Below are 12,799 nucleotides of genomic sequence, written 5' to 3' on the forward strand. Positions count from 1 at the left end.
GTGCCCCCTGCCCGGCCAACAAGGTGTTGGGAGTTCAAGATGAAGAAACAATGGATGCTGATCCCGCTGATCGCGGTCACCGTGCTGGGCAGCTGGATGGTGCTGCATGGCGATGACAGCCAGGCGCAAACCCCCGCCGGCGCGCCGCCGCCGGAAGTCACCGTGGCGCAGGCGCTGAGCCGCAAGGTCAGCGACAGTGCCGAGTTCACCGGTCGACTGGAAGCGGTCAACACGGTGCAGGTGCAGCCACGCGTGGGCGGTTTCGTGGAGTCGGTGCATTTCCAGGAAGGCGCCGTGGTGCACAAGGGCGACGTGCTGTTCCAGCTCGACGCCCGGCCCTACCAGGCCGAAGTGGATCGGCTGACCGCCAACCAGGCGCAGGCCCGTGCCGAGCTGAGCCTGGCCGAGACCAACCAGCAACGCGCCACGATGCTGCTGGCCCAGCATGCGATCGCCAAACAGGAAGCCGACCGCCAGGAAACCACGGCACAAAGCGCGCGTGCCCAGTTGGGCGCCGCCACCGCCGCGTTGGCCGCCGCCCGGTTGAACCTGGATTTCACCAAGGTGCGCTCGCCGATCGACGGCCGCGTCAGCAATGCCCGCGTCACCCCCGGCAACCTGGTCACCAGCAGCGACGTGCTGACCAGCGTGGTCTCGGTGAACCCCGTCTATGTCTATTTCGACGTGGACGAGCACACCTGGCTGAAGCTCGATCACCTGCGCGCCGACGCCAAGCAGGCCGGCCGCAGCGCCCGCATCGAAGCGACGATGGGCCTGGCCGACGAATCCGGTTACCCGCATGAGGGCCGCCTCGATTTCGTCGACAACCAGCTGCACACCGGCTCCGGCACGATGCGTTTGCGCGCCGTGTTCGACAACGCCGACGGCCTCTACACGCCCGGCCTGTATGCCCGCGTGCAGTTGCAGAGCGGCCAGGTGAAATCGCGCGTATTGGTGGATGACCGCGCCATCGGCACCGACCTGGGCAACCAGTTCGTCTACGTGGTCGACAAGGACCACAAGGTGCAATACCGCAAGGTCGAAACCGGTGCGCTGGTGCATGGCTTGCGCGTGATCGAAAGCGGCGTGAAGCCCAGTGACCTGGTGGTGGTGAACGGCCTGCAGCGCGTGCGCCCCGGTGCCGAGGTGAACCCGCAGAAGGTGGCGATGAGCTACCGGCTCGATGCGGCCGACAAGGCGCTGGTCGAGCGCGGCGATGCGGATGTCGACACGGATTCGCGTACCGCGCAGGTCAAGCCCGTGAAGGCACACGACCCGCAGGGCTGAGCCCGCCTCCCCGCCCGGCACCCTCCCCACCTCCTCCTGCGCTGCAGGGGGAGGAGCAAAAGAAAGACCGAAGCCGCACACCGGCTTCGTCGAGGACTCTTTGCATGAAAAACATCGCCCAATTCTTCGTCGACCGGCCGATCATGGCCGCGGTGCTGTCGTTGCTGTTCGTGATCACCGGCTCCATCGCGGTGTTCCAGCTGCCGATCAGCGAGTACCCCGAAGTGGTGCCGCCGACCGTGGTGGTGCACGCCAGCTATCCCGGCGCCAACCCGAAGGTGATCGCACAGACCGTCGCCACGCCGCTGGAGGAACAGATCAACGGCGCCGAAGGCATGCTGTACACCTCGTCGCAGGCGACCAGTGACGGCGCGCTCACGCTCACCGTGACGTTCGCACTCGGCACCGATCTCAACAACGCCCAGGTCGACGTGCAGAACCGCGTGGCGCAGGCGCTGCCGAAACTGCCCGAGGAAGTGCAACGGCTCGGCGTGACCACGCAGAAGAGCTCGCCCGACCTGACCATGGTCGTGCATCTGACCTCGCCCGATCAGCGCTACGACATGCTGTACCTGTCGAACTACGCGCGGCTGCACGTGAAAGACGTGCTGGGCCGGCTCGACGGCATCGGCGACGTGCAGATCTTCGGTGCCGGCGAATACTCGATGCGCGTATGGCTGGATCCGCAGAAACTGGCTTCGCGCGGGCTCACCACTGGCGACGTGATCGGCGCGATCCGCGAGCAGAACGTGCAGGTGGCCGCCGGCTCGTTGAATGCGCCGCCCGGCCCGTCCAACTCGGCGTTCCAGCTCAACATCAACACGCGCGGCCGGCTGGTCAGCGAGGACGACTTCCGCAACATCATCGTGCGCACCGCCGCGAACGGCGGCGTCACCCATCTGGGCGACGTGGCGAAGGTGAATCTGGGTTCGAACAACTACGCGCTGCGCAGCCTGCTCGACAACAAGCCAGCGGTTGCGTTGCCGATCTTTGCGCGGCCCGGCTCCAACGCGATCCAGATTTCCGACGAAGTGCGCGCCACCATGGCGACGCTGAAGAAGGATTTCCCGCAGGGCGTCGACTATTCGATCGTCTATGACCCGACCGTGTTCGTGCGCGGCTCGATCGAGGCGGTGGCACACACGCTGCTGGAAGCGATCCTGCTGGTGGTGCTGGTGGTGATCCTGTTCCTGCAGACCTGGCGCGCCTCGATCATTCCGCTGGTAGCGGTGCCGGTGTCGCTGATCGGCACGTTCGCGATCATGTACCTGGCCGGCTTCTCGCTGAACGCGCTGAGCCTGTTCGGACTGGTGCTGGCGATCGGTATCGTGGTTGATGACGCGATCGTGGTGGTGGAAAACGTCGAGCGGCATATTGAACTGGGGCAGAGTCCGAAGGAAGCCACGCGCAAGGCGATGCGTGAAGTCACCGGCCCGATCGTGGCCACCGCGCTGGTGCTGTGCGCGGTGTTCATCCCGACCGCCTTCGTCAGCGGTCTCACCGGCCAGTTCTATCGCCAGTTCGCGCTGACCATCGCGATCTCCACGGTGATCTCCGCGTTCAACTCGCTGACCCTGAGCCCGGCGCTGGCCGCCGTGCTGCTGAAGCCGCACGACGCGCCGAAGGACCGCCTCACCCGCGGCATCGACCGCGCGTTCGGCTGGCTGTTCCGTCCGTTCAACCGCATGTTCCATCGCGGTTCGGAGCGTTACGTGGGCGGCGTCAAGCGCGTCGTCGGCAAGGGCAAGCTGGCGCTGGTGGTGTATGCCGGCCTGATTGCGCTGACCTGGTTCGGCTTCTCGCACGTGCCGACCGGTTTCGTGCCGGGCCAGGACAAACAGTACCTGGTGGCATTCGCGCAGTTGCCTGATGCGGCATCGCTCGATCGCTCCGAGGACGTGATCGAACGGATGAGCGCGATCGCGATGAAACAGCCGGGCGTGGAGCATGCGATCGCCTTCCCCGGCCTGTCGATCAATGGCTTCACCAACTCGACCAACTCGGGCGTGGTGTTTGTCGCGTTGAAGTCGTTCGATGAACGCCGCAGTGCGGATCTGTCGGCCGGCGCAATTGCCGGCGCGCTGAACCAGAAGTTCGGCGCCATCCAGGACGCCTACATCGCCGTGTTCCCGCCGCCGCCGGTGATGGGGTTGGGCACGATCGGTGGCTTCCGCATGCAGATCGAGGATCGCAGCGACCGCGGCTTCGACGAGCTGTACAAGCAGACGCAGAACCTGATCGCCGCCAGCCGCAAGGATCCGGCGCTGGCCGGGCTGTTCTCCAGTTTCCAGGTCAGCGTGCCGCAGGTGGACGCCGACGTGAACCGCGAGAAGGCCAAGGCCGAGGGCGTGAACCTGGGCGACGTCTACCAGACCATGCAGGCCTACATGGGCTCGCTCTACGTCAACGACTTCAACCGTTTCGGCCGCACCTACCAGGTGAACGTGTCGGCCGACCCGGCGTTCCGCCACACGCCGCAGGACATCCTGCAGCTGAAGACCCGCAACGCGCAGGGCCAGATGGTGCCGCTGGGTTCGTTCGTCACCGTCACCCAAGGCGCAGGCCCGGATCGCGTGCAGCATTACAACGGTTATCCGACCGCCGAGATCAACGGCGGCCCGGCGCCGGGCTTCAGCTCGGGCCAGGCGCAGGCGGCGATGGAAAAGCTGGCCAAGGACAACCTGCCCAACGGCATCAGCTTCGAGTGGACCGAGCTGACCTACCAGCAGATCCTGGCCGGCAATACCGCGATCCTGGCGTTCCCGTTGTGCGTGCTGCTGGTGTTCCTGGTGCTGTCGTCGCTGTACGAGAGCTGGTCGTTGCCGCTGGCGGTGATCCTGATCGTGCCGATGGTGCTGCTGTCCGCGATTGCCGGCGTGTGGCTCTCCGGTGGCGACAACAACATCTTCACCCAGATCGGATTGATCGTGCTGGTGGGACTGGCCTGCAAGAACGCGATCCTGATCGTGGAGTTCGCCCGCGAACTGCAGCTGGAAGGCGTGTCCCGCCACGAGGCCGTGCTGGAAGCGGCAAGGCTGCGGCTGCGCCCGATCCTGATGACCTCGATCGCGTTCATCATGGGCGTGGTGCCGCTGGTCACCTCCAGCGGCGCCGGTGCCGAGATGCGCCATGCGATGGGCGTGGCGGTGTTCGCCGGCATGCTGGGCGTGACCATCTTCGGGCTGATCTACACGCCGCTGTTCTATGTCGTCATCCGCGCCCTGGTCGAGCGTCGCGAGGCCCGCGCGGCCGAACGCGCCGCCGCCCACGCACTGCCGGCGCTGGAGAACCAGGGATGAAAACCGTACGCAGGATCGCCGGCGTCGGTGTCGCCGTGGCCTCGGACATGCTCGGCGTGACCCTGGCGGGGCTGATCTACACACCGCTGGTCTACAACGTCATTCACGCCCTGGCGGAGCGTCGCGAGTCGCGCGCCCACGCTGCCGGGATGGAGAACCATTGATGAAAATTTTCATGCACAACACCGAGCCGAATCCCCACGCTCGTCATCCCAGCGGAAGCTGGGATCCAGTGACTTTCACGAAGCCCCAAAGGCGCTGGATTCCTGCTTTCGCAGGAATGACGGTGGTGGTGCGCGGTACGCTGCTCGCAGCCGCCCTCGCGCTGGCCGGTTGCGCCAGCATCGGCCCCGACTATCACGCCGAGAAAATTGCCGCGCCGCAACTGCAGGGCCTCGACGCCGCGCAGGAAAGCAATGCGCAATTCCAGGCCGCGTGGTGGAAGCAGTTCAACGACCCGACGCTGGATGCGTTGATCCAGCGCGCCGCGGCGAACAACCTCGACCTGCGTATCGCCGTGGCGCGTCTGCATGAATCGCGCGCGCTGCTCAGCGGTGCCAAGTCCGACCGCCTGCCCACCATCAACACCGGCGTGGACTACACCCGCAGCCGCGGCCAGCAGCCGGGCTTCAGCGACCAGCGGCTCACCACGACCACCTACCAGGCCGGCTTCGATGCCTCGTGGGAGCTGGACGTGTTCGGCGGCGTGCGTCGTTCGGTGGAAGCGGCCGGTGCCGATCTGGGCGCCAGCGAGGCGGCATTGCACGACGTGCAGGTCAGCCTGCTGGCCGAGGTGGCGCGCAACTATTTCGAATTGCGCGGCAGCCAGCTGCGGCTGGACATCGCCCGGCGCGACATCGACAACCAGCGCCAGACCGTGCACCTGACCGAGGTGCGCCAGCAGGTCGGCACCGGCGCCGAGCAGGACGTGGCCAGCGCGAAGGCCCGCCTCAGCGCGGTGCAGGCGCAACTGCCGTTGCTGCAGACCCAGGCCAGCGCCAGCGAGTACCGCCTCGCCGTGCTGCTGGGCGAGCGGCCGGGCGAGCTCGACATCGACGTGTCGCCGAAGAGTTTCACCCCGATCGCCACCACGTTGCCGATCGGCGACGCCGGCGATGTGCTGTCACGCCGTCCGGACGTCCAGATGGCCGAACGCGAATACGCCGCTGCCAACGCGCGCATCGGCGTGGCCAAGGCGGATTTCTTCCCGCATATCTCATTGGGCGGTTTCCTTGGCTTCCTGTCCGGGCGCAGCAATGACTTCGGCAGCCCATCGACGCGTGCATGGTCGCTGGCACCCAGCATCAGCTGGGCCGGCCTCAACGTGCAGCGCGTGCGTGCGAACCTGCACGTCAGCGAGGCGCGTGCCGATGCGGCGCAGGCGAACTACCAGCGCACCGTGCTGGAAGCGATCGAGGACATCGACAACGCGGTCACCGGCTTCAACCAGCAACGCGTGCGCGTCGATCACCTGATCGAGCAGGCCACGCAGAGCAAGCGCGCCGCCGACCTCGCCCGCATCCGCTACCAGGAAGGCGCCACCGGCTTCCTCGAACTGCTCGACGCCGAGCGCACCCAGCTGGGCGCCGAGGACGATCTGGCACAGGCCGAGGCGGCGATCAACACGCGCGCCGTCGCCCTGTACAAATCGCTTGGCGGCGGCTGGCAGGCCTGCGGTGATGAACACTGCAGCGCCGTGGCCCAGGTCGACGCCACGCCATGAACGCGCCGGCAAGGCGCCTGCCAGCAACGGCAGGCGCGTCGGCGATCACGCCGATCCATCGCGTGGCGCTGGTCACCGGCGCCAACCGCGGGCTGGGTTTCGAGGTGGCGCGCCAGCTCGGCGAACGCGGCATGACCGTACTGCTGGGGGCCCGCGACATGGACAAGGGCCTGCATGCCGCGCGGCAGCTGGCCCACTTGCCCGGCGAAATGATCGCGGTGCAACTCGACATCACCCGGCAGGACCAGGTCGACACGCTGGCGCGCTGGATCACCATCACCTACGGCCGGCTCGACGTGCTGGTCAACAACGCGGGCGGCTACTACCACCCGCGCACCAATCCGGTGGAAGTCGACATCGCGCCGGCGCGCGAGGCGATGGACACCCACCTGTTCGGCACCTGGCGCGTATGCAGCGCGATGTCGCCACTGATGCACCGCCACGGCTACGGCCGCATCGTCAACGTCTCCAGCGGCTACGGCGCCACCACCACCAGCGGCGCCAACTGCCCGGCCTACCGCGTCTCCAAGGCCGCCCTGAACAGCTACACCCGCACCCTCGCCAGCGAACTGGAAGGCAGCGGCATCCTGGTCAACGCCGTCTGCCCCGGCTGGGTCGCCACCGACATGGGCGGCCCCGGCGGCCGCCCTGTCCGCGACGGCGCCGCCGGCATCGTCTGGGCCGCCTGCCTGACCGAATCCCTCACCGGCGGGTTTTACCGGGATGGGCAGCGTATCGCCTGGTGATCTGCGGCGACGCCTGTGCGTCTCAACGCATGCAACGCGTCGATGGCGCCCGCGGCGCGGACAGCGGATATAGCATCGCTATAGACATGCCAATATAGCGTCGCTATATTGGCCCCATGAATACACGCGACATCCTGCTCGATGCCGCCCTGAAGGTTCTTGAGGAAGACGGCGAGGCACAGTTCTCGACGCGCAAGGTTTGCGCGATTGCGAACGTGACGGCACCGACGCTTTACCACCACTACGGCAGCGCCGATGGGCTGCTGAGCGCGGCCATGGCCGAAGCCTTTGGGCAGTTCCTGGAAAGCAAAAAGGCGGTGGTTCGATCAGCCGATCCGGTGGTGGTGCTGCGCGAGGGCTGGAACGATTACGTGCGCTTCGCGGCAACGCGGCCCCGGCTTTACGCGGCGATGATGAGCCGCGTTCTCGACGGCGCTGACATCCCTGCCGCCGAGCAGGCTTTTGCGCTCCTGCTCGCACGCATCGCCGCCATTGCCGCCAAGGGGCGGCTCGGTCCGACGGTCGGGGCGGCGGCCGATCTCATGTGGGCTTCGGCGAACGCGGCCTCCATGCTTCACGTGACGGCCCGGCTGCGCAAGGGTGCGCCGCCCGCTTCGGCCGTCCTTGAGCAAATCCGCGAGGACGCTCTGCGGTCCATCCTGAAACCCGCAACGAAAGGCCGGTCACGATGAGAATGCTCGTCACCGGCGGCACCGGCCTGCTCGGCGGTCGCCTGATTCCCAAGCTTGTGGCCGATGGCCACCAGGTTTTCGCCCTCACCCGCTCCACGTCATCTCACGCCAGGCTGCAGGCCATGGGGGCAACGCCCGTCGACGCGGATCTGGAAAGCGGCGCGCCGCCGGTGCTGCCGCTGATCGATGCCGTTGTGCATGCGGCGGCCATGTTCCGCTTTTCCGGGCCCCGCAAGCCCTTCTTCCGCACCAACACCGATGGCACCGCAGCGTTGCTGAAGGCGGCCGGATCGGCGAGTGCGCGGACGTTCGTCTACATCAGTGCGGCCGGCATCATCATGGACGACGACGGCACGCCTGTGCGCAACGCCGATGAAAGCGCGCCGGTTTTCACGCACCACTTTTCCGCCTACCTGGCGAGCAAGGCACGGGCGGAGGCGCTGGTTCTCGCCGCCAACCAAACCGGTTTTCGCACGATCGCGCTCCGTCCACCGGCCATCTGGGGGCCTGGCGATCCGTTCGGCAGGGCGCTTCCCGATGCCGTCGGCTCGGGGCGATTCGCCTTCATCGATCGCGGCGATTATGCGTTTTCGACCTGCCACGTGGACAACGTGATCGAGGCGATACGGTGCGCTCTTGAACGGGGTGAAGGTGGACGCGCCTTCTTCATCAAGGATCGGGAAGAACAGACCTTCCGGGCGTTCGTCGCGTCGCTCGCGCGTGTGCAGGGTTTGTCGATCGACAAGCTGGGCTCCATGCCGTACTGGCTCGCGTCTGCCGTGGGCCGGCTGCTTGATGCCATCTGGGCCGTGGCGCGGAAAGATGGCGACCCGCCGATTTCGCGCTCGATGATCCGCATGATCGGGCGCGCGTTCACCATCGATGACACCGCTGCCCGGCGGGAACTGGGCTATGCAGGAAGGACGTCGCGGGCCGATGGCCTGGGGCGTTATGGGGAATCGTAGGCTGCTGCCTCGAAGCTCGCGTGCTGGAACCCAGCGGACAGGAGCGCCACGTCGCTCCCGCCGGGAGAACCGCCCGGGTTAACGCTGCACGATATGCGCGAACCACTCCCAGCCGTGCACGCGTTCGGTGATGAGCTTGGTGCAGGTGAGCATCGGCACGGCCAGCAGGGCGCCGGGGATGCCCCAGAGCCAGCCCCAGATCAGCAGCCACAGCAGGATCGCGATGGGGCTCAGCCGCATGCTGCGGCCCTGGATGAACGGGGTGATCAGGTTGCCTTCGATCGCGGTGATGCCGGCGAAGGTCAGCACCGGCAGGAACACGTCGAAGCTGGCGTCGTTCGCATACAGCATGCACACGATGGACAGCACGATGGTGGTGACGATGGCGCCCACGTACGGGATGAAGTTGGCGAACATCGCCACCGCGCCCCACAGCAGCGGGTCGGGTACGCCGTACAGCCACAGCATGCAGGCAGTGACCGCGCCCAGCCCCGCGTTGATCGACAGTGCGGTGAGCAGGTAGCGCGACACCTCGGTCTGGATGCTGCGCACGATGGTCACGGCGTGGCGCTTGTAGGTGAAGCCGGGGGTGATCTCCACCAGCCGACGCAGCATGGAGTCGCCGTAGAGCAGGAAAAAGAACACCAGCAACACCACACTCAATACCGCCGCCAGCACCTTGGGTGCGGTGGAAACCACGTCCCAGGTACTGAACGACACCGGCGACGGCTGGCTCGACGAACTGCGCACGGGATGCCCGGCGACCAGGGTCTGGGTGGCGCGGTTGGCCGCCTCCAGTGGCTGGGTGATGCCCTTGAGCTTGGGCACGAAATGACGGATGGCCGCGGGCGCACCCTGGAACCAGCCCACCGCCGGCTGCGCCAGCTGCCCCACGCCGGTGCCGATGCCCACCATCAGGCTGATCACCAGCACGCTGGCGGTGAGCCAGCGCGGCAGGCGCACGCGTGCGCCGGCCGCCACGATGGGGTTCAACGCCAGGCCGATGAAGGCGGCCAGCACCAGCGGTATCAGCAGGGCGCGGGTGATGGTGATGGTGTAGAGCAACGCCAGCAGCAACAGCGCATTCATCACCACGCGCAGCGCACGCAGGTGGCGACGCATGCCGCGCATGTAACGCGTGCCCGGCGCGGCCCGGTGCAATGGCAGCGCGGGCGGCAGCTCCGCATCCAGGGCGATGCCGGATTCGGCGGAGAGCTCCGGCAGCATGACCGGAGCGGGTGGCGGCGGCTCGATCTCGCTCATGGCTGGTCGGCGTGCGGCTCGGCATCGACGCGGCCGGCCTCGGCGGCGGCCGCCGCACCCAGGCCCGCCACGCCCAGCTCGGCAATCATGCGCGAGCCGATCGTCACCAGTTCGGACAGCCCGCCGCCCAGCAGCGCACCCAGGCCCGGCAGTCGCAGCGGGTGCACGTTGAGCCGGCCCAGCGCGAAACCGGTCGCCGCCGAGATGCCTACCGTGCTCAGCGGATGGGCACGGCCACGCGCCAGCAGGGCGGCCGCGGGCAAGCCGACGCGGTGGCGCGCCAGCCCCACGTGTGCCTTCGCCAGTTTCACCCTGGCCAGTTTCGACGCCATGCTCATGTTCGATCCCCCCGGTCTTGCGGCTGCAGCGGCGCGTCCGGCGCTGCCGTCGATGACGCCTCCCGCGTCGGCGCGGCAGTGGCCGCGCCGCCCTGCCGTGCCTCGTGCAGGGTATCGCGCATCATCGCACTCCATTCGTCGCGCGTGGCGGGCAAGGTCATCCAGTGCATGCAGCGACGAAACAACCAAACGGCGCCGGCCAGCAGCAGGATCTGCAACACGCAAAGCGTTGTCAGCGCCCACAGCCACGAGCCAAACCACTGCGCCAGCGCCAGCCCCAGCAAGGCCATCAAGGTCAGCGCCAGCGCCACCCCGGCGGCGGTGGCAACCAGCCCGGCCAGCAACAGCCACGAAACGGCGCTGCGGGCCAGGCCAAGCTCGGCCGCCAACAGATCCCATTGCGCGCCGAACAGGTGGCCGAGTGCCCGGCCGAGCTGCGCGATTTCCGCGAGCAATCCAGACGGCAACGGCGCCGTTGATTCCGGCGCCGTTGCAGATTCACCGGGGATATCGCCCCGGTCGCTCCTTGGTTCTTGCATGGAATATCCCCTGGCGCCGATCAGCGCCGCAGGATACGGCCAAGCAGCCAGCCCGCCCCCAATGCCATGGCCACCGATTGCACCGGTTTCTCGCGCACGTAGAGGCGTGCCCGCTCCAGCCATGCGTCCGCGGTGTCCATCGTGCGATCGCAGGCTTCGCGGCCGCGTTCGGCCACATCGGCGGCGGTGTCGGCGGCGCGATTGGCCGCTTCGGCCGTCTTGTCGGTGGCGCGGTGGAGGCTGTCCTCGACATGGTCGGCGGCACGATCCACCGCCTCCTTGGTGCTGGCGACGGCACTGGATGTGGCCTGTTTCACGCGCTCGGCCTTCTCGTCGATCCGGTTGCCGGTCAGCGGTGCGGAATGGTCGGGTACCTGGTTACTCATTGCTTGCTCCGGAAAATACGTGGGTGGATGGACGGGCCGCGCCCGTTACCTGGCGCGGCGGAAGAACGCAATGATCGCCAGGATCAGGAAAATGACGAACAGGATTTTCGCGATGCCGGCGGCGGTGCCCGCGATACCGCCGAAACCGAACACGGCGGCAATGATGGCGATAACCAGAAAAACCAGCGCGTAGTGAAGCATGGACATGTCCTCGTGGAGTGGGGGGCTGCGGACATTTGCCGCATGCCCGCATCATCCCCAGCCCGATGCCATGCGCGCGTGAAGGTTGGCGATGTCGGCCTGCACGCTGCGGCGACGTTCGGCCGGCGCGGCAATCGCCGGCTCGTCAGCCCCGGTGCGCGGGGTTGAGGCTGTACGTGCCCACCCATTCCGCGCTGGCCAGCACATGGCCCTCCATCGCCTCGCGCAATTGCGTCAGCGTGAAACCGGGGGCCAACCCCAGCGTGGCCACGTCCAGTGCGGAAACGCGGAAATGGTAGTGATGCACCCGTTCGTCGTTCCACGGCGGACAGGGGCCGTCGTAGCCCAGGTACTCGCCCACCATGTCGGCGTCGCCGGCGAAGAAGCCGGTGAAATCGTTCATGCCCTGCACGCTGCGCGGTGGTCCGAACGGCTCGTGCTTGCCGTGCGCCGTCACGCCGTCGCTGCAGGCACCCGCCGCCAGCTCGGTGTACTCGGGCGGGATGTCGGCCATCAGCCAGTGCACGAATTCCACCCGGCGCAGGTCGGCCGGCACGCTGCGACCAGGCTGGTTGACGTCATCGCGGCGGCTGGGCACGTCGGGGTCGATCACGGTGAGCACGAATGAGCGGGTGCCGGCCGGCGCATCCTTCCACGCCAGGTGCGGGTTGCGGTTGTCGGACAGCGCCATGGGATCGCCGGGACGACCAAAGGCGAACTCCGCCGGGATGGGCTGACCGTTTTCGAAACTGTCGCTGCGTAGCTGCATGGGGTTCTCCCTGGAGTGCGGCGCGTTGATTGTCGCCCCTCCCGCGTGCAGGGGGAGGGAAAAGATAGTGCAAGAGCGACCCCTCCCCAGCCCTCCCCTGCCTTGCAGGGGAGGGAGCAAAGCCGCGGTTTCACGTCGCAGCTCGCCTGAAGGGCCGTTGGCGCACGTTCGGTTCCTCCCCTGCGTGCAGGGGAGGTCAGGAGGGGTTCGCTTTTTGGACCCGCAGCGCCACAGGAAACCCGCCCCTGCCGCAGCCCTTACCATGCGGCCACACGATAACGACGAGCGAACCATGGATGCACAAGACCTGCAGCGGCTGGTGACCACGCCGATGCCCTACGGCAAATACCAGGGCCGCCTGTTGGCCGACCTGCCGGGCGCGTACCTGGCCTGGTTCGCGCGCAAGGGCTTTCCGCCCGGGCAACTGGGGCGCCTGTTGGCGTTGGCGCTGGAGATCGACCACAACGGCCTGTCCGGCCTGCTCGATCCGTTGCGGCAGGCGCCGCCGCGGCGCTGAGGCGTCGCGGCGCGGCCATCCAGACGGCCAAAACGCGTCGCCGTGCCTGTAGGCTAGGGAGAAATGCGCCCATC

General features: G+C 67.3%; 14 protein-coding genes. 8 read left to right on the plus strand and 6 right to left on the minus strand.

The window, feature by feature from the left end:
* Positions 1-39 precede the first annotated feature (39 nt).
* From UU9_RS14000 to UU9_RS14025, 7 genes are all read left to right on the plus strand, one after another.
* Positions 40-1,287, plus strand: a complete 1,248-nt coding sequence (locus tag UU9_RS14000; protein WP_007082418.1) for an efflux RND transporter periplasmic adaptor subunit — start codon at positions 40-42, stop codon at positions 1,285-1,287.
* A 104-nt stretch (positions 1,288-1,391) separates the two neighbouring features.
* Positions 1,392-4,586 (plus strand): efflux RND transporter permease subunit, encoded by a 3,195-nt coding sequence (locus UU9_RS14005; protein ID WP_007082419.1) that lies wholly within the window; start codon positions 1,392-1,394, stop codon positions 4,584-4,586.
* Entirely contained in the window at positions 4,583-4,750 is a 168-nt protein-coding gene (locus UU9_RS18050) for a hypothetical protein (RefSeq protein WP_007082420.1), read from the plus strand. The genes UU9_RS14005 and UU9_RS18050 overlap by 4 nt, the downstream gene beginning before the upstream one ends.
* A gap of 116 nt (positions 4,751-4,866) precedes the next feature.
* Complete coding sequence (locus UU9_RS14010) at positions 4,867-6,309, plus strand: efflux transporter outer membrane subunit (RefSeq protein WP_007082421.1); 1,443 nt, start codon at positions 4,867-4,869, stop codon at positions 6,307-6,309.
* The gene (locus tag UU9_RS14015; protein WP_007082422.1) at positions 6,306-7,055 is read left to right on the plus strand and encodes an SDR family NAD(P)-dependent oxidoreductase; all 750 of its coding nucleotides are present in this window, start codon (positions 6,306-6,308) and stop codon (positions 7,053-7,055) included. Before UU9_RS14010 ends, UU9_RS14015 begins: the two co-directional genes overlap by 4 nt.
* Before the next feature lie 116 nt (positions 7,056-7,171).
* Positions 7,172-7,747: a TetR/AcrR family transcriptional regulator gene (locus tag UU9_RS14020; RefSeq protein WP_007082423.1), complete on the plus strand. Its 576-nt coding sequence runs from the start codon at positions 7,172-7,174 to the stop codon at positions 7,745-7,747.
* Positions 7,748-7,749: 2 nt separating this feature from the next.
* On the plus strand, positions 7,750-8,712 hold the full coding sequence (locus tag UU9_RS14025; protein WP_007082424.1) for an NAD-dependent epimerase/dehydratase family protein: 963 nt from the start codon (positions 7,750-7,752) through the stop codon (positions 8,710-8,712).
* Between the two features lie 78 nt (positions 8,713-8,790).
* Here the strand turns inward: UU9_RS14025 and UU9_RS14030 are convergent, their stop codons facing one another.
* From UU9_RS14030 to UU9_RS14055, 6 genes are all read right to left on the minus strand, one after another.
* A complete protein-coding gene (locus tag UU9_RS14030; RefSeq protein ID WP_007082425.1) occupies positions 8,791-9,975 on the minus strand; it encodes an AI-2E family transporter in 1,185 nt (394 codons plus the stop codon).
* Positions 9,972-10,313, minus strand: coding sequence for a hypothetical protein (locus UU9_RS14035; protein WP_007082426.1), 342 nt, complete (start codon positions 10,311-10,313; stop codon positions 9,972-9,974). Before UU9_RS14035 ends, UU9_RS14030 begins: the two co-directional genes overlap by 4 nt.
* The gene (locus tag UU9_RS14040; RefSeq protein WP_237710294.1) at positions 10,310-10,852 is read right to left on the minus strand and encodes an ABC transporter ATP-binding protein; all 543 of its coding nucleotides are present in this window, start codon (positions 10,850-10,852) and stop codon (positions 10,310-10,312) included. Before UU9_RS14040 ends, UU9_RS14035 begins: the two co-directional genes overlap by 4 nt.
* 20 nt (positions 10,853-10,872) lie before the next feature.
* Positions 10,873-11,238, minus strand: a complete 366-nt coding sequence (locus tag UU9_RS14045) for an ElaB/YgaM/YqjD family protein (RefSeq protein WP_007082428.1) — start codon at positions 11,236-11,238, stop codon at positions 10,873-10,875.
* Positions 11,239-11,283: 45 nt separating this feature from the next.
* Entirely contained in the window at positions 11,284-11,439 is a 156-nt protein-coding gene (locus UU9_RS17655; protein WP_007082429.1) for a DUF1328 domain-containing protein, read from the minus strand.
* 145 nt (positions 11,440-11,584) lie between these two features.
* Positions 11,585-12,208, minus strand: coding sequence for a YbhB/YbcL family Raf kinase inhibitor-like protein (locus UU9_RS14055; RefSeq protein WP_007082430.1), 624 nt, complete (start codon positions 12,206-12,208; stop codon positions 11,585-11,587).
* A 292-nt stretch (positions 12,209-12,500) separates the two neighbouring features.
* Between UU9_RS14055 and UU9_RS14060 the strand changes: the two genes are divergently transcribed.
* The gene (locus tag UU9_RS14060; RefSeq protein ID WP_007082431.1) at positions 12,501-12,725 is read left to right on the plus strand and encodes a DUF3820 family protein; all 225 of its coding nucleotides are present in this window, start codon (positions 12,501-12,503) and stop codon (positions 12,723-12,725) included.
* Positions 12,726-12,799 lie beyond the last annotated feature (74 nt).

The sequence above is a fragment of the Rhodanobacter fulvus Jip2 genome (assembly GCF_000264315.1).
GTDB lineage: Bacteria > Pseudomonadota > Gammaproteobacteria > Xanthomonadales > Rhodanobacteraceae > Rhodanobacter > Rhodanobacter fulvus.

Excerpts from the sequence above, each read along its gene's own strand:
- UU9_RS14060 (WP_007082431.1), top strand. The coding sequence starts at position 12,501 with ATGGATGCACAAGACCTGCAGCGGCTGGTGACCACGCCGATGCCCTAC.
- UU9_RS14010 (WP_007082421.1), top strand. The coding sequence starts at position 4,867 with ATGACGGTGGTGGTGCGCGGTACGCTGCTCGCAGCCGCCCTCGCGCTG.
- UU9_RS14035 (WP_007082426.1), bottom strand. The coding sequence starts at position 10,313 with ATGAGCATGGCGTCGAAACTGGCCAGGGTGAAACTGGCGAAGGCACAC.
- UU9_RS14015 (WP_007082422.1), top strand. The coding sequence starts at position 6,306 with ATGAACGCGCCGGCAAGGCGCCTGCCAGCAACGGCAGGCGCGTCGGCG.
- UU9_RS14020 (WP_007082423.1), top strand. The coding sequence starts at position 7,172 with ATGAATACACGCGACATCCTGCTCGATGCCGCCCTGAAGGTTCTTGAG.
- UU9_RS17655 (WP_007082429.1), bottom strand. The coding sequence starts at position 11,439 with ATGCTTCACTACGCGCTGGTTTTTCTGGTTATCGCCATCATTGCCGCC.
- UU9_RS14040 (WP_237710294.1), bottom strand. The coding sequence starts at position 10,852 with ATGCAAGAACCAAGGAGCGACCGGGGCGATATCCCCGGTGAATCTGCA.
- UU9_RS14030 (WP_007082425.1), bottom strand. The coding sequence starts at position 9,975 with ATGAGCGAGATCGAGCCGCCGCCACCCGCTCCGGTCATGCTGCCGGAG.
- UU9_RS14025 (WP_007082424.1), top strand. The coding sequence starts at position 7,750 with ATGCTCGTCACCGGCGGCACCGGCCTGCTCGGCGGTCGCCTGATTCCC.
- UU9_RS18050 (WP_007082420.1), top strand. The coding sequence starts at position 4,583 with ATGAAAACCGTACGCAGGATCGCCGGCGTCGGTGTCGCCGTGGCCTCG.
- UU9_RS14055 (WP_007082430.1), bottom strand. The coding sequence starts at position 12,208 with ATGCAGCTACGCAGCGACAGTTTCGAAAACGGTCAGCCCATCCCGGCG.
- UU9_RS14000 (WP_007082418.1), top strand. The coding sequence starts at position 40 with ATGAAGAAACAATGGATGCTGATCCCGCTGATCGCGGTCACCGTGCTG.
- UU9_RS14045 (WP_007082428.1), bottom strand. The coding sequence starts at position 11,238 with ATGAGTAACCAGGTACCCGACCATTCCGCACCGCTGACCGGCAACCGG.
- UU9_RS14005 (WP_007082419.1), top strand. The coding sequence starts at position 1,392 with ATGAAAAACATCGCCCAATTCTTCGTCGACCGGCCGATCATGGCCGCG.